At 67.2% G+C, this 26,673-nt stretch carries 23 protein-coding genes and 1 pseudogene; 13 read left to right on the plus strand and 11 right to left on the minus strand.

From position 1 onward, the window contains the following. The first annotated feature begins 13 nt into the window (after positions 1-13). The 6 genes from MKL01_RS05500 to MKL01_RS05525 all read left to right on the plus strand — a co-directional run bounded on the left by MKL01_RS05500 (position 14) and on the right by MKL01_RS05525 (position 6,293). Positions 14-1,282, plus strand: coding sequence for an MSMEG_0569 family flavin-dependent oxidoreductase (locus MKL01_RS05500; protein WP_243904209.1), 1,269 nt, complete (start codon positions 14-16; stop codon positions 1,280-1,282). 481 nt (positions 1,283-1,763) lie between these two features. Continuing rightward, positions 1,764-2,270 (plus strand): PRC-barrel domain-containing protein, encoded by a 507-nt coding sequence (locus MKL01_RS05505; RefSeq protein ID WP_243904210.1) that lies wholly within the window; start codon positions 1,764-1,766, stop codon positions 2,268-2,270. A 203-nt stretch (positions 2,271-2,473) separates the two neighbouring features. Further along, positions 2,474-2,764, plus strand: coding sequence for a co-chaperone GroES (gene groES / locus MKL01_RS05510; RefSeq protein ID WP_243904211.1), 291 nt, complete (start codon positions 2,474-2,476; stop codon positions 2,762-2,764). A gap of 52 nt (positions 2,765-2,816) precedes the next feature. After that, on the plus strand, positions 2,817-4,463 hold the full coding sequence (gene groL / locus MKL01_RS05515; RefSeq protein WP_243904212.1) for a chaperonin GroEL: 1,647 nt from the start codon (positions 2,817-2,819) through the stop codon (positions 4,461-4,463). 191 nt (positions 4,464-4,654) lie between these two features. Continuing rightward, entirely contained in the window at positions 4,655-5,377 is a 723-nt protein-coding gene (locus MKL01_RS05520; protein WP_243904213.1) for a TMEM175 family protein, read from the plus strand. Between the two features lie 388 nt (positions 5,378-5,765). Continuing rightward, positions 5,766-6,293 carry a hypothetical protein gene (locus MKL01_RS05525; protein WP_243904214.1) on the plus strand — a complete coding sequence of 176 codons (528 nt, stop codon included), beginning with the start codon at positions 5,766-5,768 and terminating at the stop codon, positions 6,291-6,293. Positions 6,294-6,311: 18 nt separating this feature from the next. On the opposite strand, the gene MKL01_RS05530 is transcribed toward MKL01_RS05525, so the two are convergent. Both MKL01_RS05530 and MKL01_RS05535 read right to left on the minus strand, forming a co-directional pair. Continuing rightward, positions 6,312-6,803, minus strand: coding sequence for a hypothetical protein (locus MKL01_RS05530; protein ID WP_243904215.1), 492 nt, complete (start codon positions 6,801-6,803; stop codon positions 6,312-6,314). A 197-nt stretch (positions 6,804-7,000) separates the two neighbouring features. After that, complete coding sequence (locus MKL01_RS05535; RefSeq protein ID WP_243904216.1) at positions 7,001-7,381, minus strand: nuclear transport factor 2 family protein; 381 nt, start codon at positions 7,379-7,381, stop codon at positions 7,001-7,003. 122 nt (positions 7,382-7,503) lie between these two features. Between MKL01_RS05535 and MKL01_RS05540 the strand changes: the two are divergent. Next, positions 7,504-7,629, plus strand: a pseudogene (locus MKL01_RS05540) (IS701 family transposase); the annotation flags it as partial. 165 nt (positions 7,630-7,794) lie between these two features. On the opposite strand, the gene MKL01_RS05545 reads toward MKL01_RS05540, so the two are convergent. The 4 genes from MKL01_RS05545 to MKL01_RS05560 form a co-directional block, all read right to left on the minus strand. Further along, complete coding sequence (locus tag MKL01_RS05545) at positions 7,795-8,949, minus strand: L-dopachrome tautomerase-related protein (RefSeq protein ID WP_409566202.1); 1,155 nt, start codon at positions 8,947-8,949, stop codon at positions 7,795-7,797. Between the two features lie 77 nt (positions 8,950-9,026). Then, positions 9,027-9,554, minus strand: coding sequence for a DUF1931 family protein (locus tag MKL01_RS05550; protein WP_243904217.1), 528 nt, complete (start codon positions 9,552-9,554; stop codon positions 9,027-9,029). Positions 9,555-9,603: 49 nt separating this feature from the next. Beyond that, on the minus strand, positions 9,604-10,047 hold the full coding sequence (gene trxC, locus MKL01_RS05555; protein ID WP_243904218.1) for a thioredoxin TrxC: 444 nt from the start codon (positions 10,045-10,047) through the stop codon (positions 9,604-9,606). Positions 10,048-10,910: 863 nt separating this feature from the next. Then, on the minus strand, positions 10,911-11,489 hold the full coding sequence (locus MKL01_RS05560; protein WP_243904219.1) for an HdeD family acid-resistance protein: 579 nt from the start codon (positions 11,487-11,489) through the stop codon (positions 10,911-10,913). A gap of 607 nt (positions 11,490-12,096) precedes the next feature. On the opposite strand from MKL01_RS05560, the gene MKL01_RS05565 reads away from it, so the two are divergent. Next, complete coding sequence (locus MKL01_RS05565) at positions 12,097-12,756, plus strand: BON domain-containing protein (protein ID WP_243904278.1); 660 nt, start codon at positions 12,097-12,099, stop codon at positions 12,754-12,756. A gap of 226 nt (positions 12,757-12,982) precedes the next feature. On the opposite strand, the gene MKL01_RS05570 is transcribed toward MKL01_RS05565, so the two are convergent. Beyond that, positions 12,983-13,519, minus strand: a complete 537-nt coding sequence (locus MKL01_RS05570) for an SRPBCC family protein (protein ID WP_409566203.1) — start codon at positions 13,517-13,519, stop codon at positions 12,983-12,985. Positions 13,520-13,908: 389 nt separating this feature from the next. On the opposite strand from MKL01_RS05570, the gene MKL01_RS05575 reads away from it, so the two are divergent. After that, the gene (locus MKL01_RS05575; RefSeq protein ID WP_243904221.1) at positions 13,909-15,120 is read left to right on the plus strand and encodes an alkene reductase; all 1,212 of its coding nucleotides are present in this window, start codon (positions 13,909-13,911) and stop codon (positions 15,118-15,120) included. Positions 15,121-15,508: 388 nt separating this feature from the next. Here the strand turns inward: MKL01_RS05575 and MKL01_RS05580 are convergent, their stop codons facing one another. From MKL01_RS05580 to MKL01_RS05590, 3 genes are all read right to left on the minus strand, one after another. After that, positions 15,509-15,829 (minus strand): PsiF family protein, encoded by a 321-nt coding sequence (locus MKL01_RS05580; protein WP_243904222.1) that lies wholly within the window; start codon positions 15,827-15,829, stop codon positions 15,509-15,511. A 308-nt stretch (positions 15,830-16,137) separates the two neighbouring features. Then, on the minus strand, positions 16,138-20,427 hold the full coding sequence (locus MKL01_RS05585; RefSeq protein WP_243904223.1) for a diguanylate cyclase domain-containing protein: 4,290 nt from the start codon (positions 20,425-20,427) through the stop codon (positions 16,138-16,140). Positions 20,428-20,875: 448 nt separating this feature from the next. Continuing rightward, positions 20,876-21,334 carry a MucR family transcriptional regulator gene (locus MKL01_RS05590; RefSeq protein ID WP_243904224.1) on the minus strand — a complete coding sequence of 153 codons (459 nt, stop codon included), beginning with the start codon at positions 21,332-21,334 and terminating at the stop codon, positions 20,876-20,878. Between the two features lie 611 nt (positions 21,335-21,945). Here MKL01_RS05590 and MKL01_RS05595 point away from each other — a divergent pair. Together MKL01_RS05595 and MKL01_RS05600 are read left to right on the plus strand one after the other, a co-directional pair. Continuing rightward, the gene (locus MKL01_RS05595; RefSeq protein WP_243904225.1) at positions 21,946-22,905 is read left to right on the plus strand and encodes a helix-turn-helix domain-containing protein; all 960 of its coding nucleotides are present in this window, start codon (positions 21,946-21,948) and stop codon (positions 22,903-22,905) included. A gap of 471 nt (positions 22,906-23,376) precedes the next feature. Next, complete coding sequence (locus MKL01_RS05600) at positions 23,377-24,342, plus strand: LLM class oxidoreductase (protein ID WP_243904226.1); 966 nt, start codon at positions 23,377-23,379, stop codon at positions 24,340-24,342. Here the strand turns inward: MKL01_RS05600 and MKL01_RS05605 are convergent. Then, positions 24,339-25,043, minus strand: coding sequence for a helix-turn-helix domain-containing protein (locus tag MKL01_RS05605; RefSeq protein ID WP_243904227.1), 705 nt, complete (start codon positions 25,041-25,043; stop codon positions 24,339-24,341). The genes MKL01_RS05600 and MKL01_RS05605 overlap by 4 nt on opposite strands. A gap of 390 nt (positions 25,044-25,433) precedes the next feature. Here MKL01_RS05605 and MKL01_RS05610 point away from each other — a divergent pair, with 390 nt between their 5' ends. Beyond that, the gene (locus MKL01_RS05610) at positions 25,434-25,946 is read left to right on the plus strand and encodes a redoxin domain-containing protein (RefSeq protein WP_243904228.1); all 513 of its coding nucleotides are present in this window, start codon (positions 25,434-25,436) and stop codon (positions 25,944-25,946) included. Beyond that, positions 25,912-26,442 (plus strand): DsbA family protein, encoded by a 531-nt coding sequence (locus tag MKL01_RS05615; RefSeq protein ID WP_243904229.1) that lies wholly within the window; start codon positions 25,912-25,914, stop codon positions 26,440-26,442. The genes MKL01_RS05610 and MKL01_RS05615 overlap by 35 nt, the downstream gene beginning before the upstream one ends. Positions 26,443-26,673: the final 231 nt, after the last annotated feature.

The raw sequence follows: 26,673 nt of genomic DNA on the forward strand, positions 1-26,673 counted from the left end.
CGGAGCCAGAGCCATGACATCCACGCCCCGTCACGTCCCCGTCGCCATCGTCGGCGGTGGCCAGGCCGGCCTCTCGGTGAGCTATCACCTGAGGCAGCGCGGGATCGACCATCTCGTCTTCGAGAAGCAGACCGCCGCTCACACGTGGTCGAGTCAGCGGTGGGACACGTTCTGCCTGGTCACGCCGAACTGGCAGTGTGACCTGCCGGGGCACCCCTACGACGGGCCGGATCCCGACGGGTTCATGAGGAAGGACGAGATCGTCGCCTACCTGAAGGGCTTCGTGGCTCGGGTGAACCCGCCGATCCGCGAGGGTGTCGCGGTCACACGCGTCGCACGAGCCGACGACGGTCTCTTCTCGGTTCGCACCTCGGACGGGGACTACACGGCCAACGAGGTCGTGGTCGCCTCGGGCGGCTATCATACCCCGATCATCCCGCGCATGGCCGAGAAGCTGCCGGGCTCGGTCGTGCAGATCCACTCGAACCAGTATCGCAACCCGGCGCAATTGCCGGAGGGCGAGGTTCTGGTGGTCGGCTCGGGTCAGTCCGGCGCGCAGATCGCCGAGGACCTGCATCTCGCCGGCCGCTTGGTCCATCTCGCGGTGGGCGATGCGCCGCGCTGCGCCCGGTTCTACCGCGGCCGCGACGTCGTCACGTGGCTCGCCGACATGGGCTACTACGAGATGACCGTCGACAATCACCCGCTGCGCGACGGCGTCCGCGACAACACCAACCACTACGTGACCGGCCGCGACGGCGGGCGGGACATCGACCTGCGCCGCTTCGCCACGGAAGGCATGAAGCTCTACGGCGTGCTGGAAGACTATGACGACGGGGTTCTGCGCTTCCGCGACAACCTCAAGCGCTCCCTCGACGGGGCCGACCGGACGTACAACGGCATCAACGCTGCCATCGACACGTACATCACCGAGACCAACATCGACGCTCCGGTGCAGGAGCCCTATACCCCCGTCTGGGAGCCGGGCGAGCCCGTCACCGGCCTCGCCCTGGCGGGCTCGGGCATCACCGCGATCATCTGGTGCATCGGCTTCACGCCGGATTTCCGGTGGCTCGACGCGTCCGTGTTCAACGGTGCCGGGAGCCCCAAGCACAAGCGCGGCGTGACGCAGGAGGACGGCGTCTACTTCATCGGCCTGCCCTGGCTGAACACCTGGGGTTCGGGCCGCTTCGGTGCGGTCGGCCGCGATGCCGAGTTCGTCGCGCAGGTCATTCAGCAGCGCCTGAGCGCCGAGCGGTTCGCCCTGAAGTTCGCCGGGTAGGCCGGCCGCCTCCGAGGCGGCGCTCGAGGCGTCCGCCGGCCCGGCACCGATGGCGGCCTCGCCCCCTGTTCGAGGCCGCCTCGCCGTCGCCTCTCCCGGGCGGGTGGGGAGCGGGCCGTCGCGGTTCCTCGGCCGCCACGGCATCATCCGTGAAAGGCGGCTCCGTGCGCGTCTTCCTCTCCGAGACCGCAGCCGCCACCAGCATGGCGGCGCTACGCGGCCGGGCTGCGCGCGCTCAGCCTCGACGGCGCGGCCCAGTCTGGTGGCTCAGGGTCAGCGTTCGTCTCCGGGAACATCGGCCTCCGAGGTTCGCCCAAGTCAGCGGTCGGCAGAGGCAACTAACAATCGCCCGTCGGTCTGACGCGGATCAATGTGCAACGTCCATCGTGGGGGCAAAACTTCGTTCGCGGAGGCTGACGGCGGCAATGGCCACTGTTTCGGTCGAGCGCCATGTCCAACCCCGTTTTCATGGAGTGCTCTTATGGACCTCTATCGCCACGTTCGACCGGACGCAGCTTGGCGGGAAACCGTGGCGCGCAACGTTCGGCACCAGACGTCTCGACCTCGGCGTTCGGGTCAAGCTCCCTGGGCGCGCCTCCACGTCATCGCGTTGCTCGTGGCGGGTTCCGTGTTTGCGGGTGGTATCGCGACGGTCGGGGTTGCCGTGCCGGCCTTCTCCCAGGTGGTCCGCCTCCTGAGCGTAGACGTGAAAGAAGTCGCAAAGGGCTGGCGCACGACGAAATTGCACGGCAGCACCGTCGTCAACGACAAGGATGAGAAAATCGGCAGCATCGACGACATCATTATCGGGAAGGAAAAGGTTTTATTCGCCGTCATACAGGTGGGAGGATTCCTCGGTCTGGGCGGTCACCTGATCGCAACCCCCTTCGATCAGCTGAAACTGGATGACGAAAAAGGAAAGATCGTCCTGCCTGGCGCCAGCAAGGAAGAGCTGAAGAAATTGCCGGAGTTTCGTTATCTGATCTGACGGGGCGCGGCGCGAACGCTTGGGCCACGACCGGCCCGTGACGCCGGCTCGCCTCGACACGGAGACGGCGGGCGGGGACAGGCTGAACCGCATCTCGATTGCGGCCCGGGCACGCCGAGCCCTCGCGGCATGCCGGGCTGTGCCCGGTCGGACGTCACCGCAACGCAGCCACCAGCCGAACCGGCGCATTGAGGAGGCTTACGATGAAATTCCGTCCGCTGCACGACCGGGTCGTCCTCAGGCGCATCAGTGCCGAGGAGAAGACCAAGGGCGGCATCATCATCCCCGATACCGCGCAGGAAAAGCCCCAGGAGGGGGAAGTCGTCGCCGTCGGCCCGGGCGTACGCGACGACAAGGGAAACCTGATGGTCCTCGGGGTCAAGGCCGGCGACCGCGTGATCTTCGGGAAGTGGTCAGGCACCGAAATAGTCGTTGATGGTGAGGATGTGTTGATTATGAAAGAGTCCGATATCATGGGCGTCATAGAGAATTAGATTGAGCGCTCTGCGCAACCAAGATTGAAAATTTGGTTTATGGAGCAGGATCATGTCCGCCAAGGAAGTCAAGTGCTCCGTCACAGCGCGCGAGAAGATGCTCCGCGGCGTGGACATCCTCGCCGACGCGGTGAAGGTGACGCTCGGCCCGAAGGGCCGCAACGTCGTGATCGAGAAGAGCTTCGGCGCTCCGCGCATCACCAAGGACGGCGTCACCGTCGCCAAGGAGATCGAGCTCGCCGACAAGTTCGAGAACATGGGCGCCCAGATGGTGCGCGAAGTCGCCTCGAAGACCAACGACATCGCCGGTGACGGCACCACCACGGCGACCATCCTGGCCCAGGCCATCGTCCGCGAGGGCGTGAAGTACGTCGCCGCCGGCATGAACCCGATGGACCTGAAACGCGGCATCGACCTCGCGACCACGGCCATCATCAAGGACTTGGAGAAGAGCGCCCGCAAGATCACCAAGAACGATGAGATCGCGCAGATTGGCACGGTCTCGGCCAACGGCGATCCGGAGATCGGCCGTATGCTCGCCGAGGCCATGCAGAAGGTGGGCAACGAGGGCGTGATCACGGTCGAGGAGGCCCGCACCGCCGAGACCGAACTCTATGTCGTCGAGGGCATGCAGTTCGATCGTGGCTATATTTCACCCTACTTCGTCACCAACGCCGAGAAGATGATCGCCGAGCTCGAGGACCCCTACATCCTCATCCACGAGAAGAAGCTGTCCTCGCTCCAGGCGATGCTGCCCATGCTTGAGGCCGTGGTCCAGACCGGCAAGCCGCTCCTGATCATCGCCGAGGACATCGAGGGCGAGGCGCTCGCCACGCTGGTGGTGAACAAGCTGCGCGGCGGCCTGAAGGTCGCGGCCGTGAAGGCGCCGGGCTTCGGTGATCGCCGCAAGGCGATGCTGGAGGACATCGCGGTTCTGACCAAGGGACAAACCATATCGGAGGACCTCGGCATCAAGCTCGAGAACGTCACGGTCGATATGCTCGGCCGGGCCAAGCGGGTTCGGATCGAGAAGGAGACCACCACGATCATCGACGGCGTCGGCGAGAAGTCGGACATCGAGGGCCGGATCGCGCAGATCAAGGCGCAGATCGAGGAGACGACCTCGGACTACGACCGGGAGAAGCTGCAGGAGCGCCTGGCCAAGCTCGCGGGCGGCGTCGCGGTGATCCGCGTCGGCGGTTTGACCGAGATCGAGGTCAAGGAGAAGAAGGACCGGGTCGAGGACGCCCTGCACGCCACCCGCGCCGCTGTCGAGGAGGGCATCGTCCCCGGTGGTGGAGTGGCGCTCCTCCGGGCAAAGGAGGTGGCCCGCAGCCTGACGAGCGACAACCCCGACGTCCAGGCCGGCATCAAGATCGTGCTGAAGGCCCTCGAAGCCCCGATCCGCCAGATCGCCGACAACGCCGGCGTCGAAGGATCCCTGGTGGTCGGCAAGGTCATGGAAAGCAATTCGCCGACATTCGGCTTCGACGCGCAGACCGAGCGTTACGTCGACATGATCGAGACCGGAATCGTCGATCCCGTGAAGGTGGTGCGCACCGCCCTGCAGGACGCGGCCTCGGTCGCCGGCCTCCTCGTCACCACCGAGGCGATGATCGCCGAAGCGCCCAAGAAGGACCCACCGCCGCCCATGCCGGGCGGAGGCATGGGGGGTGGAATGGGCGGCATGGATTTCTAGGGCAGCCGTATCGCAAAGCTCCCAATAATCCTGCCGCTGCTCGCGTGCCCTCGCCGGGGCAGTGCGAGTAAAACACAGATTCCGCTTTGGGTTATGGGCTTCGCGACACGGATGTCCTTGGCGACGTCAGAGCGCGGCGGATCCGCGAGCCGCGGAAGCGCCGGACCACCGCGACAGACAATGGACAGGGCATGCTCCAGCATCGGTCCGAGCTTCCCAACGATGCTCCGTTCGCGCTCATCGACGAGGCACCATCGCCAACACGGATCGAAGCGTTCAGCGATGGAGTCTTCGCGATCATCATCACGCTCCTGGTCCTGGACATCCGAGTGCCGCGGGAGGCTGATCTGCACGGGGAGGAACTGACGGCGGCGCTGCTGCGCCAGTGGCCCGTCTATGCCGCCTACGTTCTCAGCTTCCTGCAGGTCGGCGTGGTGTGGGCGAACCATCACACCATGTTCCATCATCTGCGCCACAGCGACCATGTGCTGCTGTTCACGAACCTGATCTTGCTTCTCTGCGTCGCCATTCTTCCGTTCACGACGGCACTCATGGCGGAATATGCGCGCTCCGACACGAACGACCTTCGCATCGCGGCGCTGCTTTACAGCGCCGCACTCTGCCTGGCGGGGATGACGTTCAGCTTCATGTGGCAGCATGCCCAGCGCGCCCGGCTGGTGAAATTGAACATGAACGCAAATCGTCTCTATGCGCTGACATGGCACTGGCGGCTCGTGCCGCTCCTGTACGGCCTGGCCTTTTTCCTAGCCCTGGTGACCCCCTACCTCAGCATCGGCATCTATATCCTGTTGCTGATCTACTACGCCCTGCCCGGCCCTATCGTGGTGCGCTGGACAACCGGGCAGCGGGAGGCCTGGGTCGCAGGCCATGCTTCGGGGGATCAACGGTGTTGAACCCATAGCCAGACACGCGGCCAGGAACCCCGGTCGGCTCGAGGTCGTGCCGACCTCCCGCGCGGGGTGCCGCCTCCGCGAGGTTGCCATAGATGGGCTTGGCGCGCGCGGCGGATCAATACACTTGTTCCGGCACTCCCTTGAAGGAACTGCCTGAGCGGCCGCACTGAATGACCGACCCGAGGTAGGACTGCATCTGGAGTGCGCCCGAAGCGGCGGGACAGCGCGTCCAGGCTTCACGGCGTCCTGTCCGGTGTGCTGGTGTGCCCCGCCTGGCTGCCACCGCATCGGCGCGTCGCGCACTGACGCGCGTCAATGCGTGTGCACCGCAGGACGTCATTCTCGACCGGACAGGATTTTCTCACCGCTGCCTCGGGAGGGTGTTCCGATGGCTGAGAACCAGGTTGCCGTCGCCGGACTGTTCGAGGACTACGCGACGGCCGCAACGGCGGTCCAGGAGCTCGAAAGCGGCGGCCTGCACGGCATCGAGATCAGTCTGGTTGCGAACGATGCCGACTTGAAACATGCCAAGCGCCTCGACGAGACCGCCCAGAGCCGCGCGGTCACGGGCGCCGCAATCGGCAGCGTCCTCGGCGGCAGCATAACCGCGCTCGCGGCTCTCACGGCGCTGGCCATCCCCGGTGTCGGACCGGTCGTAGCGGGCGGTTTCGTCGCGGCTGCGCTCGGCGGCGCCACCGTCGGCGGGCTCGCGGGGGCCCTGATAGGGTCGGGGCTCGGGGCCGATGACGCAGACGTGTACGCCGAAGGCATCCGCCGCGGCGGCACCCTGGTTGTCGTGCGCACACCCGAGGCGCAGGTCGCCCAAATCGAGGCCTTCCTCAACCACGCGGGTGCGGTCGCCGTCGCCGAGAGGGCGGCCGCATGGCGCGAGGCGGGCACCGGCGGACGCGCCTGAGCGGACGTCCGGGGACCGTCAATGGACGCGGCGTCGCTCGCGCATGGCTTCGTCCGCGAGCGCCCGATAGACGAGCGCGAAGGCCTGCATCACGCCCAGGTAGTCGCCGTGGGCCGAGGCGAAGCTGTGGGCCAGTTGAAGCAGCTCGGGGTTGTTCGCCTCGAGGTCGTGGATGCACGCCACCGTGAACGTCTCAGACCCTGTCTGGTCGATCTCGCGCACGAGGAGATCCCGGGTCTCCGGGCTGACGCGGGGGAGCGGGTGCAGCAGGTTCTCAAAGTCAGCGCCGCATTCCGCGGTGAGCGCACGATAGAACAGGCCGAAGCCCAACAGGATCTTGGACGGATTTCCGAGGTCGGTCGCGCATCGCGCCACCATGTCGAGGATCTCCGGATTGTTCCGCTCGAGATCTCGCGTGAGGCTATCGATACACGCCTCGGGACCACGATCGTCGAATTCTCGGTGCACGCGCTCTGCGGTGGACGTGATTACGCGCGGGAGCAACTGCATCGTGGATCAAACCTTTCGGGATTCAAACGCGGATACGCCGCGCCGTTCGCGGTGTCGGAATCCGGCGCTCGGTAGCCGCTCGCGCGCCAAGACACGGATAGATAGCGACGGTTCGGGTCGAGCCACATCGCAGACGGCGCAGGGGAGGCAAGCGTGCTGAGCCTTGCTCGTTGCAGCTCCTTGAGGGGGACGGAGCCTCAGGCGATCTGCTCGACCCATTGGGCCCGGGACGGCCCAGGCTCGAACGCGTCGCCGAAATACTGGGTTTCCCGGATCACTTTCCCATCCAGAAACTCCATGATGCTCACGGTGTAGGACGGCCGCCCGTCATAGGTCAGAACATATTCGGTGACCCAGAATCCGCCCGCACCGATGATCCGCCGGACCGTAAAGCGTTTCCGGTTCGGCTGCGCGGCGCGCGACGACTGGATGTTCTGCCGCCCGCGGATGCGCTCGCCCGATTGCGGATACTCAAGGACCGCCTCCTCGCGATAGATTTCGTGCTCCTGATCGAAATCACTCGCGTCGGATGCTGCCCAATGGCGGTTGAGAGCGTCTCGAACCTCCTGATCGGTCATATCGAGCCTCCGTGAGCATGGCCGACGATCCTGGGCCAGCATACCACGCGCCTGACCCGGAACGGGCTTCCGGGAGAGGTGGGAGGGCGGTCCCAGCGGACGCGCCGAGTGATCGAAAGGGGGCGGAGGCCCTGGCCGACGCGGTGCGGGATCATGCCCCGGAGACGCTGGCCGCCCCGGCCGCGGTCCCGGTTCTCGACGAGACCGGCTTCCTGAAGCAGGGCGAGGCCTCTCGCGGCGCGCATCGCTCCGGCTGGCCCACATGGAGACCCGCTCTCGACGGCCGTCTCGCGCATGAGCGTCATGCGCGGGCGCGTCGGGTCCAGCGTCCGAGCCCGGGGTGCGGATCTGGGCCTTACCGCGTTCGCATTCGCCGCGATGCGTGCGTCGTCATCCCGGCGACCCCGTCGGCGTCATCGGGGCTGCCCGACGGACCCGGTCGCCGCTCCGGTCCGTCCAGGCTCAATGCGCCACAGCTGCGTCGCGAGGCGCGGGCCGTTCTCGGGCTTGAACCAGCTCATGTCCTGAATGCGGGAGCTGGTGACGTAGACCGTTCCGTCGGGTCCCTCGGAGAACGTATCGGGCCAGCGCAGCCGCTCGTCCCGCACGAGGGTCGTGACCCGATCCCCTTCCCGGACCTTCACCGCGTCCTGCTCGATCGCGCTCAGGTACAGCCGCCCGCGCCCGTCGATCCAGAGTCCGTCCGTCGGCTCGGTTTCGGCGACGCGCTCCACACGCGCTGCGAGATCCGTCTCGGACAGAAGCGGGTTCTCCAAGGCCTCCGTCGCGATGCGATAGAGGGTCCGGCCGGTCAGGGCCTTCCAGTAGAGCGTGCGCCCATCCGGAGAGAGCGCGATGCTGTCAGCGGCGAATTCGACCTTCCGGCCGTCGGGCTGGCGCAGCGCCTGCCCATCGGTCTTCACTACCACATCCTTCTCCGGCTGGGTGCTCGGATGGGCGTGAAGGACCCGTCGAGCCTGGCCGGTCTGTAGATCCACCACGACGAGAGCACCCGTGGCCCCGGCATCGGTCAGATAGGCATGCCGGCCGTCCGGCGAAAACCGCACATCGTTCAGGTAGCTGCCCTGCGGTGCGACCGTCTCGTCGAACCGGATCACCTGGGCGACCTTGTTCGTCTTCAGGTTGATCCTGACGAGCTTGGGCCCGCCCGGCACGATGAAGGCCGTGGCTGGCGCGGCCGGATCGACGACCCAGAGATTGCCGTACGCATCGGCCACGACGCTCTGGACGCACACGAAGTGATCCGCGGCCGATATCTGGTACTTCTTGGCATTGCGCCAGGAATTCCACGCGTCGTCCGGGTTAGCCTTGATCCGGCCGTCGCTCGTCACCTCGGCAACCGAGATCGGCGCATCCTCCGTCCAACGCGGGAAGTTGACGAAGATGCGTCCCTCCTTCGAGACGGTCACGCCGGTCACTTGATGCTCGAAGCTGGCGACCGGCTGCAGTCTCGCTGGACCCTGAGACGGTGCCGCACTCTGCTGTGCCATGGATGCGGTGGCCAGGAGCGTTCCGACGAGCACGGTTCCTGTTGCGCGTCTGGCCATGGCCCACCCCACCGCGTGGCAATGATCGTGCGGATCTGCGTTGCGTTATTGAAGCAGATCCGGCCCGTGATGACGCCTCACATCAGGATATCGATCAGCCGCTCCGCTCGTTCCCAGTCCACCGTCTGCGGATTTTTCTGGCGCGGGTCGATGATGATCTTGAAAAACCGAGAGAGCGCGAGGCAGAGGCCGCCGGCGACCTCGGGAAGCCATGCTTCGGTGTCATCGCTGCAGGCCGCCATCGAGGCCGGCCCATCGGTGATCGCGGCGAGGCTCTCCTTGACGGCCGCGGCATTGCTGACGGCGCGGAACTCGTGGATCCGTTCCTGGAATCCCTTGGTGATCGGGAGATCGTGCGGCTCCGCGATCTCGCGGCCGTTCGCCTTGGCGATGGCTCCGGCGCGCAGAACGAGATCTCGGAGCTTACGGTCGACGAAGCCGCCAAGACGCTTCAGATCGCTCTTGTCGACGACGAGCGAATCTGTTTCCCGAAAGAAGTGTTCGAACCGAACGATACCTGCTACGGGAAGCGCAGTCGTGGAATCACCATTGACCTGTGTGGAACGATGCTCGGCCGGCTTAAGCGTACCGACCCCACGCCGCACTGATGCCTGTCAGTTCGGCTCGCCGCCCGATCGTTGCCTGTGCCGGCCCTCACCGGATCGCGTGCTGCCGGAGCCAGGCTCGGAGGGCCTCGGTGTTGACCGCGCCGGCACGTCGGGCGGTCACTTCGCCCTTCAAGAACAGCATCATCGTGGGAATGCTGCGGATACCGTATCGCGCCGCCAACCCCTGCTCCGCTTCGGTATCGACCTTGAGGAACCGGAAGTCGGGCTCGAGTTCGGTGCAGACCTGCTCGAAGACGGGAGCCATCGCCTTGCAGGGACCGCACCACGCGGCCCAGAAATCCACCACGACCGGGATGTCGTTCTTTTGGATGTGCTGGTCGAACTGTGCGGCGTCGACCGAAACCGGATGTCCGGTGAACAGCGCCTGCTTGCACCGCCCGCATCGCGCCGCCTTGGCCGGCTTGGATGAGGGGACGCGGTTGATGCTCGCGCAGTGCGGGCAGACGATGTGACGTCCGTCCTCGCTCATCGGTCGTTCTCCCTGGCTCAACCCTCTTGCCGCCGGCGAGGCGGCCGCCCCTCTGGACGGCCTATCGGGACATCAGCCCCAGCATTGTCCGCGAATGCGCGCCGCGGTTCGAGGAATGTGGCCGTCCGCCCTTCTCTCGGGCGAATGCGGCTCGGTGGTGCGTGAATGGGGCGTGCGCAAGCGGGACAGACAGCGACCGGCATCGCCCCCCCTTGTGCGGCTGGCCGGTAGCCCGGCGCGGCCGACGAACGTCAAGCCGCGCCGGGCCCGTTCGGGCGCAACCCGGGAGCGCCGATCCCGCGCGGTCGCGCCGCCGCTTGAGCGTTTTCTATCTGATGTGGACCACGAAGCGCGACGCGCGCTCCGCCCCCTTGCGGGGAGGAGGTGGGGGTGGGGATGGTGCAGAAGGCACCGCCCCTGACCCCTCCCCGCAAGGGGGCGGAGATGCGCGCCAGACCGTCGCGCGCGGGATCCCATTCAAACCGACAATACTTGAGCCTACCGCTTGTGCTTGCGGACGCCCTTCTTCTGCTCGCCGGGCTTGGTCAACTTCTTCCGGCGCTTCCAGGAGGGCCGGACGCGGGCTTTGCACGACATTGGCGTTCTCCTACGCGGCAGAGGCGTACGCCCCGTCGGGATCTCCAACGGGGATTCTTGAACGGCACGGCGGGCGGACATCCTGAGCGCCAGGGTCCGACTTGCGTGCGCACGCGATGACCGCCGCGGACCCGTCCCGCTCCCCCGGTGTCGTCGGCACCCTTCCGCGATGTGTTGCAGCCCCCGGTAGCTGGAAGACCCGCAACGGACACGCGTCCCGTCAAGCGCGCGGCACTGGTGAAATCCGGCCCGGATCCGCCAAATCCTCAGATCGCGCCCTGCGCCGGCTGCGCCATTCCGGGGGTTGGCCGATCGTTGCGGTGTTCGCGAAGCCTGAAGGCGAGCGCCAGCATGGCGACGCCGAAGACGAAGGCGTAGATCCCGATCCACCACGTCAGCACCACGGCACCCGCGAACGGGGCCAGAACGAGGATGATCCCGAAGGCGATCGATGAGAGTCCGCCGAGCGCGAGCCACCACCGTCCATGGTCGCGCTTGAGGTGGATCGCCGCCATCAGCATGGCGCCGCCCGAGACGATGGACCAGACCGCCGTCATCACCACGAACACGAGGGCGGTGATGCCGGGCCACGCGGCGGCAAGCACCCCTGTGACGATGTTGACGAGCCCGCCAAAGAAGAGGGCGCCCCAGCGCTTGCTGTGCCGCGCCGCCCGAAGCGACGCGACGATGGCGAAGAGGCCGTCGACCAGCATGTAGGCGGCGAAGATCAGGATTAGCGAGATCAACGTCGAGACCGGCGTCGCGAGGGCCAGGATGCTGAACCCGATCGCGATCACACCCCGAAGGGCGATCACCCACCAGTTCTGGGCCAGCGAATGGTTCATGACGTCCGTGTCGGCCGATTTCCAACCGACACGAAAGGGTTGAGTGCTTCCGCCAGCCATAGGCATCCTCGTCGTTTGGAGTGTGAGGCGGACCGGCCCGTGATCCGGGTCCGCCAGTGCGGCAGGGTCTGGTCGGGCGCCATGGCCTGCCGGCTCGCTTCCTCGGTCGAGGCGGCTGACTTAGCGGATACGGCGCACCGCAGCCCTGACGCCGATCAGTCTGACGCCATGATTGGCCGCGCGCCGCGCATTCCGTCCGCAATCTGCCGGCCTTCGGCGCGACCGGCCGCGCGCGGCCCAGTCCGGGCGCATGCGGACGAAACTGCAACGGGCTGACACTCGTCAGAGCGGTGGGCGCAGACCGGAGCGAAATCTCCCGTCTGCTTCGCCCACTCTGGCGAGGCCCGCCCAGTGATCAGCAAGCGGAGGTCAAGATGCGGATCGCCAGGGCCGCCTTGGCCGCGGTCGGTTCCGCGAACAGATCGCACGATGACGCTGGTCAGGGGGCCCTGAACGCAGGCGCCCAGACTTGGCTTGGTTCACGGCAGGCTCACTCCGCCGTCGACCGTGGGCGTCAATCCTCGTCAGCCACGCAGGAGGCACGACAATGGCCACCCGAACGGACGCAGAAATCAAGAGAGACGTTGAAGCCGAACTCCGCTGGAACCCGAGCATCGACGCCACCGACATCGCCGTAGCGGTGAAGAACGGCGTCGTCACGCTGACCGGCTTCACGAAGAGCTTCTCGGAAAAGTGGGATGCCGAGCGCGCCGTGAAGCACGTGAGCGGCGTCGCCGGCGTGGCGAACGATATCGAGGTCCGCCTGCCCAGCATCGACGAGAGGCCCGATCCGGAGATCGCGCGCGACGCCGTCACGGCCCTCAAGCACCGGCTTCCTATGAGCGCGGAGCACATCCAGGTCACGGTGAAAAAAGGCTGGGTCAGCCTCGAAGGCGCGGTCGAGTGGCAGTACCAGAAGGAATCCGCAGAAGCCGCGGTGCGTTACGTCCGGGGCGTGAAGGGCGTCAGCAATCTCGTCCAGGTCAAGCCGCGGGCCGCTGCATCGGAGATCAAGCAAAAGATCGACGAGGCCTTCCGGCGCAGCGCCGAGGTGGACGCGAACCGCGTCATGGTCGAGGCCAAAGGCAGCGAGGTGATCCTCAAGGGCACGGTCCGCTCCTGGGCCGAGCGTCAGGAAGCCGAGCGGGTCGCCTGGGCGGCGCCGGGCGTGACCCGGGTCGACAACCGTATCACCATCAGCCTTTAGGCTCCCGGCCCAGCCTCCAGGCTGGATGGGCGATGGACCGAGGCCGGGGCTCGCCCGGCCTCCCCGTCTTCGTGCCCGTGCGTGACCTCGATCCTGAATGCGGGCGCGGCCGGCACCGCGAGCCGTGGGAGAGTACCCGATCCGGACCGGGCGCCCAGGGGCGCCAGCCTCGGCGAAAGGCCGTTCCCGCCCGCCGTGACGGCGATCGGCAGGACGCCGTCTTCGATCAGGCCCGCAGGACTGCCGCGAAATCGGCGATGTCCATCTCGAGCTCGTCGCTCAGGCGGACCTGCAGAACCGCCGAGAGGATGTCGAGGAGCGCACGGCCCGTGGCGGCCCGCGAACCCGGGCGGATCGCGAGCGTGAGTCGCGATCCGGTCTCCAGTGCGTCGATGATGAAATCCCGGTCGAAGTAGCGATCGGACGTCGCGGTCGACAGCCGGAAGCGATGCGGGCGGGCGAACTCGATCACCTCCGACTCGACGACGGCCTCAGCCCCGACCAGGAGCCGGCGCTCGCGCAGGCGTGACCCCTCGCCCAGCGCCCCCTCCGTCAGGAGTTCCGCGCTCGCGACGGTCCGGAGGATGAGAGGCCACTCCACCGCGTTCGAGACCAGGTGGAATACCTTCGCCGGGGACGCAGCCACCGGCCTGCTCACATGGATCTGCATGGTCGACCCCGGGGAGAGTTTGATGAGGCACGGCCCCGCCAGGGCCATCCTCGTTGCCTGGAAGGATGAGACGGATCGTCTCGCCGGGTCCATGACGATCGTCAGCCAATCGGCATTCCAGCCCGGGCTCGTACGGTCTCCGGCAGCCGGTCCTGATCCTTGCTGACGCCGGTCCGTGTCCTGCACGCGTCAGCCGAATACCGCGCGCACGAACGAGGCCGCGCTGCCGTGCCCCGCACCGCCGACCGCGGCGTCGAGGCGACTCATCGGGGAGGTCATCGAGGGCAGCCCGGACCAATGCAGTGCCGCGCAGCGCGGCGGCCTTCAAGTTTGTCCGACGCTGACGGACATCAGGGCCTGCGATCGGGCCGTTCCTATAATCGGATTTCGAGCGGACGGCCCGCCGCATCGGGGGGGGTCCGGATCGCGTGATCCGGGCGGCCCGGGCATGTCGGCCGGCGCGCGTCCGAAGGAGGCTCTCCATGGAAGAGACAGCGACCCTCTCGCGGACGCGCGGCCCGGCGGAGTCTTCGGATACGAGCGTGCTGTTCCAGCCCTATCGGCTGGGCCCTCTCGAACTTCCGCATCGCATCGTCATGGCCCCCCTCACGCGCTCACGCGCGCGGTGGCCGGGCAACGTGCCGGGTGCGCTCGCGGCCTGCTACTACGCGCAGCGCGCCTCCGCGGCGCTCATTGTCGGCGAGGCGGCCCAGATCTCGATGCAGGGGCAGGGTTATGCCTGGACGCCCGGCATCCACAGCAGCGAGCAGGTCGAGGCCTGGCGCCACGTCACCAAAGCCGTACACGGGGCCGGCGGACGCATCTTCTGCCAGTTGTGGCATGTCGGCCGGATCTCGCATCCGGCCCTCCAGCCCGACAACATGCTTCCCGTCGCCCCATCGGCGATCATTCCGCAGGGGAAGGCCTTCATCGAGAACGAGCGGGGTGAAGCGGCCCTCGTCCCCTTCGTCCGCCCGCGCGCCCTGGCCCTCGAAGAGATGCCCTACGTCGTGGCGCAGTACGAGCGCGCGGCGCGGAACGCCCAGTCGGCGGACTTCGACGGGGTCGAGATCCACGCCGCAAACGGCTACCTGCTCGACCAGTTCATCGAAAGCAGCACAAACCGTCGCTCCGACCTGTATGGCGGTTCGGTGGAGAACAGGACTCGCCTGCTGCTGGAGGTTGCCGAGGCCCTCTCTCGGATCTGGGGACCGGACCGCATCGGTGTCCGGATCTCGCCCCTCGGCAAGATGAACGACATCAGCGACGACGACCCGGAAGCCACCTTTGGCTACCTCAGCGAGCGGCTTGCCCAATTCGGCTTCGCCTATCTCCACCTTGTCAATCCGGCCGTGGAGCAGATGCAGAAAGGGGAGCTCCCCGATCAGCGGTCTCTCGCGCTCGTCAGACTGATCCGCGAGCGGTTCAAGGGGACGCTGATCGCCGCCGGAGGTTTCGACGCCGGGACGGCTGCGCAGTGGATTCGCGACGGGATGGCCGACCTCGTCGCGTTCGGCCGCAAATTCATCGCCAATCCCGATCTGCCGGAGAGGTTGCGCGCGAACGCCCCGCTCAACGCCGACGACCCCACCACCTATTATGGCGGCGGCGAGAAAGGCTACACGGACTATCCCAATCTGGCGCAGCACAGCGGCGAACAGCCCAGGAGCTGCGTTGACCAGAGCTGGAGATGATTCCCGCTCAAGGCAGCATGACCGGCCCCGGTCCCTGTCGTATCTGCGATCTTCACAGCAGATAACGGGTCTAACTCCATGATGCATAAATAAAAAAGCTAAATTATTTTCGGTTGGACTTGGATCACGCGCCTGACGGTCTGGGCGCGCATCCCCTCGCCCTTGCGGCGAGGGTATGGGCGTGGGGGTGGTCCCGGTCGTGGCCCGGCGGTGCCGTCTGCACTACCTCCACCTCCTCCCCGCAAGGGGGAGGGGAGCGCGTCGCGCGTCGTGATCCGCCTCAGAGAGAAGACGCTCCGGCAGCGCTGCCTCGGTCGAATGGCGGCCGTCTCGTATCGACCGTCCCGTCGTTCGGCGGTCCGACGCGAACTCGGCGTGGCTGCAGGCGCTAACCCTTGAGGCAGGTGCTCATGAACGCCTTGCGCTCGGCGCCCTTGAGGCTCTTGGCCGAGGCATCCGCGTTGCAGCTTTTCATCTTGGCCTGCTGTGGGGTCAGCTCCTTGGCCGGCGCAGCACTCTTCCCCGCCAGGCAACCGGCCATGAAGCTTTTGCGGGCGCTGCCCGTCAGCTTCTGTGTGCCGGCATCCACGTTGCACGATTTCATCCGATCCCGCTGAGCCGCCTGGGCCTCAGAGGGTGCGGGGGTCTGCGCCGGGACCGACACCGTGCAGACGAGGATGAGAGCCGAGGCGAGGGCAAGGGTACGCACGACGACGGTCCTCCAGTGGGATCGCCGAACGTAGCGGCCAACGATTGCTACAGCCAGGATCAAAACTGAAGCCGTCCCATCAATTCACGGCGAGGACTTCCATTTCGACCATACGCCGCGACCGGTTTCGGCACGCTCCTGTGGACGAGGGCGCGCCGTCCCGGTGCCCCCTAAGCCGCCGTCCGGTTTGCCCCCGACCCCGCCGTACCGGGCAGATCATCCCGTTCCGAAGAGCGGACGGGTGCGAAGGCACCCCGGCGGTCCTCCGCGCGGACCCGCTGACGGGTTTCGGCGGCGTGAACGAGCCCTCACGCCGAGCGTGTCGAGAACTGCTCACCGACGAACGCGCCGGGCTGCCAGGTCTTGAGCAGCCACGGCACATGCGCGCCGGCCATCGGCTTGGCGTAGAGGTAGCCCTGAGCGTAGTTGCAGCCCATCGCCGCCAGGTGCTGCGCCTGCTCCACCGTCTCCACACCTTCCGCCGTGACCGTCATCCCGAGGTTCCGGCCGAGGCCGATCACGGCCGCGACGATCGCCGCGTTGTCCGGGTCCTGTTCCAGGTCGCGCACGAAGCTCCGGTCCACCTTGATGTGGTCGACCGGGAACTGCTTCAGATGCGTGAGCGAGGCGAAGCCGGTTCCGAAATCGTCGAGCGCGATGCTGATGCCGCTGGCGTGCAGGCGTGCGAGCGTCGCGGGGACGGATTCCGCGCCGTGACCCAGGAACACCGTCTCGGTGACCTCGACCTCGAACTGTGTTGCCGGGACCCCGAAGCGGCCCAGGACGTCGAGGATGATGCCGGCCAGATCGGGCTTGCGGAACTCGGCCGCAGCGAAGTTCACCGCGACCCGCCCGAAGGTGAGGCCGCGTTCGGTCCAGGCCCGCATGTCGGCGGCCGCCGTTTCGAGAATCGTGTCGCCGATCGCGGTGGACAGCTCCGGGTCCTCGAAGGCCGAACCGAAGTAGCCCGGCGTCAGCAACCCTCTCTTGGGATGCCGCCAGCGTGCCAACGCCTCGAAGCCGACGATCTGGCCCGTCGTGAAGCAGACCTTCGGCTGGTAATACGGCACGATCCGCCCTGCCGCGAGAGCGGCGCGCACCTCGGCGGCGACCTTCAGCCGGCGCAGGCCGTCCACGCGCATCGCGGCCGAGAACGCGACGACGCGGTCGCGGCCCCGCGCCTTGGCCTGGGTCAGCGCGAGGTCGGCATCCTTGAGAAGCTCGCGCCAATCGGCGTGGTGATCCGGGTAGGCCGCCACGCCGATGCTGGCCTTGCAGGTCAGCGTATGGTCCCGGATCCGCAACGGCCGGCGCAGGCGCTCGATCAGCGTTTCCGCGTGCTGAACGGCGTTGGGCAACCGCAGCGGCTCGACAAGGATGAGGGCGAACTCGTCCCCCGTGAGCCGCGCGAGGGTATCGCAGGGCCGCAGGCCGTCCCGCAGGCGATCGGCGACCTCGCAGATCACGGCGTCGCCGACGTCGTGGCCGAGGGTGTCGTTCAGATCCCTCAGATGGTCGAGGTCGATGAGCAGCAGGCTCACGCAGGTCCCGTCGCGCTCCGCCTCCGAGAGCGCCGCCTCCATCCGCCCGCGGAACAATTGCCGGTTCGGCAGACCCGTGAGCGCATCGAGGTTGGCCGTCCGCCACAGCTTCTCCTGGGCGAGCTTGCGTTCCGTGATGTCGAAGGTGATCCCCACGATCCGATCCGCATCGACCCGCTCGACCGACGAACACAGCCACTGCGTGCGTCCGGTGGGTGAGACGTACCGGAACTCGCATTCCGCGCGCGCCTCGTCCGACCGGAGGAACTCCGCCATGGGAGCCCGGTCGTCCGGGTGGACGAGATCGAGGAACTCCGCCTGCCACTCGGCCGGCAGACCGAGGATCTGCGGGGCGTTCTCGGATCGGGTGCTCCGGCCCGTCGTGAGGTTGCGCTCCCACGCCACCATCCGGCCGGCGCGCAGGGCGAGACGCAGGCGCTCCTCGCTGGTCCGCAGCGCGGAGGACGCCTGCCGCTGCTCGGTCACATCGCGCACCGCACCGACCATCCGGATGGGCCGCCCCCGCCCGTCGCGGACGACGAAGGCCTGGTCGATCACCTCCGTGTAGACCCCGTCGTCGCCGCGGTAGCGGTACTCGGCTTGCCAGCGATCGTCCGTGCCGTCGACGGCGGCGGCAAAGCTGGCGAGCACGCGCGCCCGGTCCTCGGGATGGATCCGAGCCCCCCAGCGCGACCGCGACGGTTTGCTCTCGTCATTCGTGTAGTTGCGCACTTCGCCGGTCGCCTTGATCCAGGCGACGTCGTCCGACGCCACGTCCCAGTCCCAGATGCCGTCCTGCGTGGCGCGCACGGCCAGGCGGTACCGCTCCTCCTGAACCCGGATGGTCTCGGCGGCCTCATGCTGCTCGTGGATGTCGGTGATCGTGCCGACCCACTCCCGGACCTGACCCGCCTCGTCCGTCAGCGGGACGGTCCGGCCCAGAACCCAGCGATACGGGTCCTGCACATGACGGATCCGGTACGTCACACGGCCGGCCTGCCCGGTGGCCCTGGTGGCCTGCCAGGCCGCGGCGACCGTCTCCCGGTCCTCCGGATGCACGGCGTCCAGCCAGCCCTGCCCGAGATGGGCGTCCGCCGCCTGTCCCGTATAGGCCGCCCAGCCGGAGATCTCGATGATGCTGCCGACCGCGTCCGCGCGCCAGACCATGGCGCCGGTGGCTTCGATCAGCGCCTGATAGCGCCGCAGCGTCGTTTGCAGATCGGCCTCCAGCGCGACCTGGTCGGTGATGTCCCGGGATACCGCCAGGATGCGCTCCGGGCCGGACCGGCCGCCCGGGAGCGGGCTGAGGTTGACCGCCCACCATTTCGGCTGTCCCGAGGGCGTCGGGCAGAAGCCGCGGAAGCTGGCGCTGCGCCCGGCCCTCACGGTCGCGAGCGCGGTCTGAGCCGCTTCGCGATCCGCCCCGTGCCAGAATGCGAGCCAGGACCGGCCGAGGAGCGGCTGGATGTCGTCGATCTCCATCACCGTCCGACTGCCGGCGCTCATGAACAGGATGTGGCCATCCGGATCGACGAGCGTCACGGAGTCGGTGCTGTTCTCGAGCAGGCCGCTGAAGAGCGCGCCCAGCAGCCCCTGCTCGGACCGATCCGGGCGCGCGGGGTCCGTCGTCGGATCGTGCGCCTGGCCGTCGTGCGCACAGGCGGGCCCAGCCGCGTCGGCCCCGTACAGGTGATAGCCGCCTCGGTTGGCGGCCTTGGCGCGGTAGAGCGCCTGGTCGGCGCACGAGAACAGGCGGTCGGCGTCGAGCCCATCGTCCGGCGCGCGCGCGATCCCGATGCTGAGGCCGATGCTCGCCGGATAGCCGTCGAGATCGACCGGCGTCGCGACCGCCGCCAGCAGACGCTCGGCCAGCGCGACCGCTCCCTCGGCGCAGCCCTTCCCGGTCTGGATGATGACGAACTCGTCGCCCCCCAGGCGCGCCACCATATCCTCGGCGCGCAGGACGCCCTTCAGCCGCTGCGCCACCGCGCACAGCAGGCTGTCGCCGGCCTGATGCCCGAGGGTGTCGTTGACCGGCTTGAACCGATCCAGGTCGAGGCAGAGCAACGCGAAGCCGCCGCCGCCCCGCTGGGTCCGCGCGATCTCCCCCGCGAGCTGCTCGCGGAAGAGGAGCCGGTTCGGCAGGCCCGTGAGCGGATCGTGACGCGCCATATGCGCCATCTGCCGCTCGGCCTCCTTGCGCAGGGCGATATCCCGGATGACGGCGACGTAGCCGTCCGGCGTCCCCAGCGCCGGGTCGGTGGTGAGATTGAACGAGACCTCGACCCAGACCCACGAGCCGTCCCTGTGGCGGTAACGCTGTTGGCTGACCGCCTGTTTGAGCTGCCCGCCTCTCACCTGCTCGAGCAGGTGCGCGAAGGCTTCGGCGTCCTGCGGATGGATGAAGTCGATCGCCTTCGTGCCGATGAGGTCTTCCGGCTCGAAGCCGAGCAGCCGCTTCGCTGCGGGCGACACGTAGTGGCGCGTCCCGTCGAGGTCGCAGCGGACGATCAGATCGGTGGCGTTGTCGGCCAGCAGCCGGTACAGGGTCGCGCTCTCTTGAGCCTCGCGCTCCGCCTTGCCCATGCGCAACAGGGTTACGGCGATCTCCGCCAGGCTCCGAAGCTGGTCCTGCTGCTCGGCCGAGAACGTGCGCGGTATCCGGTCGATGACGCACAGGGATCCGAGATGGATGCCCGGGGCGAGCACGAGCGGCGCGCCGGCATAGAAGCGGATGTGCGGCTCGCCCGTGACCAGCGGATTTGCGGCAAACCGCTCATCGCGCGTGGCGTCCTCCACCACCATCACCGCGTCGGACAGGATGGCGTAGGTACAGAAGGAAAACTCCCGCGGGGTACCGCTCGCGTCCAGGCCGCATCGACCCTTGAACCGCTGCTCGCTCGCGCCGACGAGGCTTACCAGGGCGATCGGAACGCCGAACAGCGCCTGCGCAGTCTGGCAGAGTGCGTTGAACTGCGCCTCGGCGGGCGAGCCGAACACGTCGAGGCCGCGCAGAGCCTGCAGACGCCCGACCTCATTCGGATGAACCGGATGCATGTCTGATCCACTTGGGTCCGCTTGCACCCCCCGGGTGCCCCGCCGCGCTCAACCCGAGGACCACGCTATCCAAGCACAGGTTAAGAAATCGCGCTCGCTCGGCGCCGACCGACGGAAATCGAAAGGTCATTGACGCGCAAGTCCAGCAATGACGCCGGATTCGGCACCGATCGGCGCGCATATCCCGCGCGTTTTCTGGATGAATACGGTACCAAATTCTGCCGGGCCGCTCCGACGGAGGCAGGTCATCCGGCGCGCTGCTGCGCATAGCTCGCCGGGAGGAGCGCCGGTCTTCACAACGCGATGGCGTTGAACTTGGCGCTCGTGCCCGCGGCCGTCATCGGGCCGCTCTCGCCCGCTCGATCCGGGACGGGGCCAGGACCGCAAGCCGCGCCCGACGATGCGGGTCCGCCGGCGAAGGCTTACGGGGAATCCGAAGCTCCCACCGTCATCGGCTGCCGGGCGTCCCTGCCCGGCGTTGATCGGCGCGCGCGATCGGCTTCCCGAGACCGATCGCTTTGGCGATCTGAGAGCGCTGCTCAGCGTAGCTCGAGGCGACCATGGGATAGTTGGCCGGCAATCCGTAGCGCTCGCAGTAGCTGCGCGGGGTGAGCCCGTGGCGATCCAGGTGCCGCTTCAGCGTCTTGTAAGCTTTGCCGTCAATGAAGCTGATCAGCCCATCCGGCGTGACCGACTTGCGGACCTGCGCGGGTGTCGCCTTGTCGGCGATCTCCACGGGTGCGTCCATCGCATCGCCATTCACGAGTCGGCGGAGCATCCCATAGACACGGCCGATCAGGTCCGGAAGCTCGGACACGGGAACCGGATTGTTCGAGACATAGGCTGAGACGATATTTCTGGCCAACGCTATCGAACTGACCGGATGGCGCCCGTAAACTTCGATCATAGACTCTCCTCCTTGATCGACAGGATGGTGAAGTTCCGATCGCGAAAGCAATAGCGTGCAATTAGATCGTTCTTGGCCGCGTCGGGTGTGGAACTGAATTCCGCCGCGGCGAGCCCGCTTGCGGTTCGACGTTCCCAATCCCTCGGGAACCCGTGTCCACCGCCTCTCGAACTGTCGCTGTCGCCATAAATCGAGCAACATCGACCAGCTTCGCCGTCACATCTCGCCTTCGGCCCCGAACCAAGACGTCGCGCGTACATCTTACCGCAGGGCGCAATGAAGTTGCCTACAAGTTTCTGCAATACGCGTCGTATCGTTATGGGTAAAAACTTTAATATGAAAGCACAAATATTTCAGATCGTATTTCATAGCGAGCGATTTCAAATTCGCTTTTGAAATCGTCGTTCTTCAGGCGCGATCCCTTTCGCGCCAAGCCCTCGGAGGCAGGCCTTCGTATGCGTTGAAGCAACATCATGGCATGCGATCTTTCCGGCCCCGATCTGACGAGCTGGTTGCCTTCAGCCCGCGGGGGGACAATAGATCACGGCGGTGGGGCTTCGAATCGGCTGAGTCAGCGCTCATCGTCGGCTATTCGAACAGGCAAGGGCCAAGTGAAGACCGTTTTCTCGACAGAGCACGTCCACCCGCGGGATCGGTTCGATTTCTGGCACGATGTCGCCCGGAAGGATGTCGTTGATCACGCCTCGACACCGAGATGCCGGACCACGTTCCGCGCTCAGCTCCGCTCCGGCAAGGTCGGTGCCATCGGCCTTGTTGTATTCCAGAACTCGGAAATGTCGGTTGCCCATACACGGCGTCACATCGCGCACGCGAACACCGAAGAGCTGCTCGTCTGCCGGCAATCTGGCGGGCGGGTCGCTCTCGAGCAGGACGGCCGCCACGTCGTGCTGGAGGCGGGGGATATCACGCTGATCGACCCGAGGCTGCCCTACCTGGGACGGTTTTCCGACGCGTCGGACATGCTCGTGTTGAAGATCCCACGGCAGCTCATGGAAGCGCGACTGGGGCAGACGCGGGAGATGACGGGCCGAGCGATCCCGCTGAACACGGCCGAGAACAGTCTGCTGTCGGCAAGCCTCGCGATGCTGTCGGTCCACACACAGGATCTGAGCCCGACCGAAGAAGCGCTTCTTGAACCGCACCTGCTCGATCTGATCACCCTATCGGTCGGGCGGATGATGGGGCCGGACGGCTTGCGCACAACGCCCTCCCGGTCCCTTGTCCGCGTGAGGTTGCGGGCCGTGGTCGAAGCACGCTTGGCTGACCGGACCCTCGACGCGGGCGCCGTCGCGAGCGCAGCCGGGGTCAGCGTGCGATACGCCAACGAAGTGCTGGCCGACGAGAATACGTCCCTCGTGCAGCTCGTCCAAGCGCGGCGCCTCGCGCGTTGCCGGCAGGCGCTGGAAGACCCCCTGCAGGCGGGCCGGACGGTCAGCGAGATCGCCTATGGCTGGGGGTTCTCGGACATGACCCATTTCGGCCGCCGGTTCAAAGCCGCCTACGGCGTGTTGCCCAGTGAGCTTCGTCGTCGCGCAGGGCAGAGGACCTGAACGTCGGCCACGTGCTTCGAAATGCATCCCCGCGTCGGCGGGCGTGTTCGCCGCCGGTCGATCGCCCCCGGTGCTCGATCCCGCGGGGCTGGGGGGGGGTGGGCTTGCCACGCGGCGGACCGGGACGCGCAGGTCTGCGTCCCTGCCGACGATCCCCGGGACGACTGCCGAGGGGGGCGTCCGGGCCCGGGGTGTACGGGACATCGGCTGTTCGAGCCGTCAGGGGGCCCCGGGGGCCGATCGATCGGGCCCGGGACCTGCCGTGTGGTCCGTCCCTGACGGGGGCGGATCCGGCCGCCGCGCTCAGCCTGTCGAGGGTGGACGTGAACCGTGTGTTGCAAGCCCCACGGCGCGACGGGCCGCCAGCGCGTCCGGAGGCGCTCGGATCCGGCTGACATGCGTCAGGGCCCGGGGGCTCGGAAAGTGGTTGCTGAACGAAGCGCAGCGACAACCGAGCCCCGGAGTTTTCTGATGCTTCAGGCCGACGGCGCAGCCGACCCGAGCGGCACGTCCGGGTTCCGGCGCATGTTCGCCCCGGGCCGCCTGACGGTCGGCGTCTTCTTTCCCATCGAGGCATTCCAGCGCGACCAGCCGACCATGCGCGATCAGGAGCGTCTGGCGGCTCGGGCGGAGGAACTCGGCTACGCGGCGCTCTGGACCCGCGACGTGCCCCTGCGGGATCCGAACTTCGGCGACCTCGGGCAGGTCTATGACCCCTGGGTCTGGCTCGGCTGGATCGCCGCGCAGACGCGCGAGATCGCCCTGGCGACGGGATCGATCGTCCTCCCGCTCCGCCACCCGATCCATACCGCCAAGGCCGCCGCCTCCGTAGACCGGTTGTCGGGAGGCCGTTTCGTCATGGGGGTGGCCTCGGGCGACCGGCCGATCGAATTCCCGGCCTTCGGCGTCCCCCTGGACGCGCGCGACGTCCTGTTTCGCGAGAGCTTCGTCGTCATCCGGAAGGTTCTCGAAGAGACCTTCCCCACCCTGCACTCGCGCTTCGGAGAGATGCTCGGCACCGTCGACCTCGTGCCGAAGCCGATCGGACGGCTGCCGATGCTCGTCACCGGATCGAGCCGGCAGAGCCCCGAGTGGATCGCCGAACATGCGGACGGCTGGATCACCTACCCGCGCTCGCTGGACCGCCAAGCCGACCTTGCGGCCCGGTGGCGGGCCACCACCGCGGCGGTGGCGCCGGGCACGTTCAAGCCCTTCGCCCAATCCCTCTACATCGATCTGCACGCCGAGCCCGATCACCCGCCGCAACCCATCCACCTCGGGTTCCGCAGCGGTCGCAAAGCCCTCCTCGACTTTCTCGTCGCGCTCCGCGCGATCGGCGTCCACCACGTTATCCTGAACCTCAAGTACGGCGCCCGCAGCGCCGGCGAGGTGCTCGACGAGATCGGCCGCGAGGTGCTGCCGCAGCTGAAGGCCTAGCTGGAACCGCGCATCAGGCCGCCGCTCATGCGCTGCAGGGCACCGGGATCGAGGAGGGTGACGTAGCGCCCGCGCGTGCTGATCAGCCCATCCTGGCGCAGGGTGGTGAATGTGCGGCTCACGGTCTCGCTCGACAGACCGAGATAGTCGCCGATGTCGGTGCGCGACATCGGCAGCTCGATCGATCGACCGGCCGAAACCCTGCACATCAGGTCGATCAGGAAATACGCGAGCTTCTGGGTCGCGCTGGCGCGGCCGAGCACCGAGAGATCCTGGGCGCGTTCCGTCATCCGCAGCAGCCACGACCAGAGCTCGTTCGCGATCTGCGAGTCCGACGCCGCGAGCGCGTCCAGCCGGGAGCGGGAACAGCGTACGGCCCGCGTGTCGCTGACCGCCTCGGCGGACGAGGCATGCACCGGGGCGCGCTCCATCCCGAAGAACTCCCCGGAGAGATGGAACCCGCGCACGACCCGTTTGCCGTCGCGACTGACGTTGGTCGTCCGGACCATCCCGGCCACCACCCAGTAGACGAAATCGCCGGCATCGCCCTCGGCATAGAGGGTCACGCCGGGCGGGAAATGGTCGACCCGGCCGAGAGGGGTGATGCGAGCCAGCGTGAGATCGCCGGTGGTGCGGGCCGAAGCGGGCGGCCAATCAACGCGAGGGCCGGGAGCGGGCACTGCGTGACCAGGCTGCAGCATGATGCTCCCCTCTCGCGAGCCCCTTAGATCGGGCATCGCGGCATTTCGCACCATGCGGAGGGCACCTAGGGACTATCCCGGGTCCGAACCGCCATCTGTGCGGGCCGGCGGCTTCCTGGGAATCGACGGGCACCGCGTGGCGATTCCGGACGCGACCGTCGCGCTCGACCACGCGGGCGCGACGACCACGCGCCCGGGTCCAAGCCGGGACGCGCCGAAGACGCCGCCCGATGGCCGCGACCGGATCCGGGATTGTCGCCGAACGGGCGTGCCGGTCGTCGATCCGCGCGTGTCCGAAGGCGCCGGAACTGATGCTCGTCAGTGTTGAGAGGCCCCGTCTCGTAGTCAGATGCGCGATGGCCGGACAGCAGCCTTTCCGGGAGATTCAGGATGGGACAGGTCTTAGCGCCCGGGGTCACGGCGCCCGATTTCACGCTCCACGTCACACCCGACCAGACTCTCTCGTTGAGCGACCTGCGCGGACGACCGGCTATTCTGGCGTTCTATCCCGCGGATTGGAGCCCCGTCTGCGGAGATCAGATGGCGGTCTACAATCAGGTGCTGCCGGAATTCAGGGAGCACGACGCCGAGGTGGTCGGAATCTCCGTCGATAGTGCTTGGTGCCATCAGGCCTTCGCCGAGACACGCCACCTCCATTTTCCGCTGCTCGCGGACTTCGAGCCCAAGGGTGCGATCGCCCGGCAATACGGCGCCTACCGTGACGGCGAAGGTGTCTGCGAGCGGGCGCTGTTCGTCGTGGATCGCGATGGGATCATCTTCTGGAGTTACCGCTCCCCGATCGCCGTCAACCCCGGTGCAGACGGCATCCTCGATGCGCTGGATCGACTTGAGAAACAGGAGAACAGCGATGGCCGAGCTCAAAGTGCCGGTAACGGCGGCTGATCACGCCCGGGGTGGTGCCAACGGGCAGGTGGTCCTCGTCGAGTACGGTGACTACGAATGTCCCTACTGCCGTCTCGCGCATGTTCAGGTCATGCAGCTCGGCAGGCACTTCGGCGACGACCTCACCTACGTGTTCCGCCATTTCCCGCTGACCGAAATCCACCCGTTTGCGGAGCCGGCCGCCGAGGCGGCGGAGTTCGCGGGGGCCCAGGGCCGGTTCTGGGACATGCACGATGCGATCTATGCGCATCAGGAACAGTTGAGCCTGCTGTTCCTCATGGGTGCAGCCCGGGCGCTCGGCCTGTCGGAGCGCACGCTCGAGGTCGCCCTCGAGGCGCACACCTATGCACCGAAGGTGGCGCAGGATTTTCGGGGCGGCATCCGGAGCGGCGTCAACGGGACCCCGACCTTCTTCATCAACGGCCATCGGCATGATGGTCCGTTCGACTACCAGCATCTGGCGGATGCCATTCAGTCCGTGCGTTCCGGGCTGTAGCCCGCCTCGGCGGCGGACTTGGGCGGGCTGCGCGGGCGCGTCGGGGGCAAGTCGGCCCCCTGCGCGTCTGACGGGCAGACGACCTTCGAGCGTTCCTCGCACGACCAGGCGCCGGCACCGGTGCCTGCCGGCGCCACACTTCGTCAGGCACCGAGACCCCGCGATGCCCGACCCTTCGAATAGAGAGCCCCCCGGCGAAACTGATCCGCGTCATGTCCATGGACGACGCAC

This window comes from Methylobacterium sp. J-070 (assembly GCF_022829385.1).
Classification (GTDB): Bacteria; Pseudomonadota; Alphaproteobacteria; order Rhizobiales; family Beijerinckiaceae; genus Methylobacterium.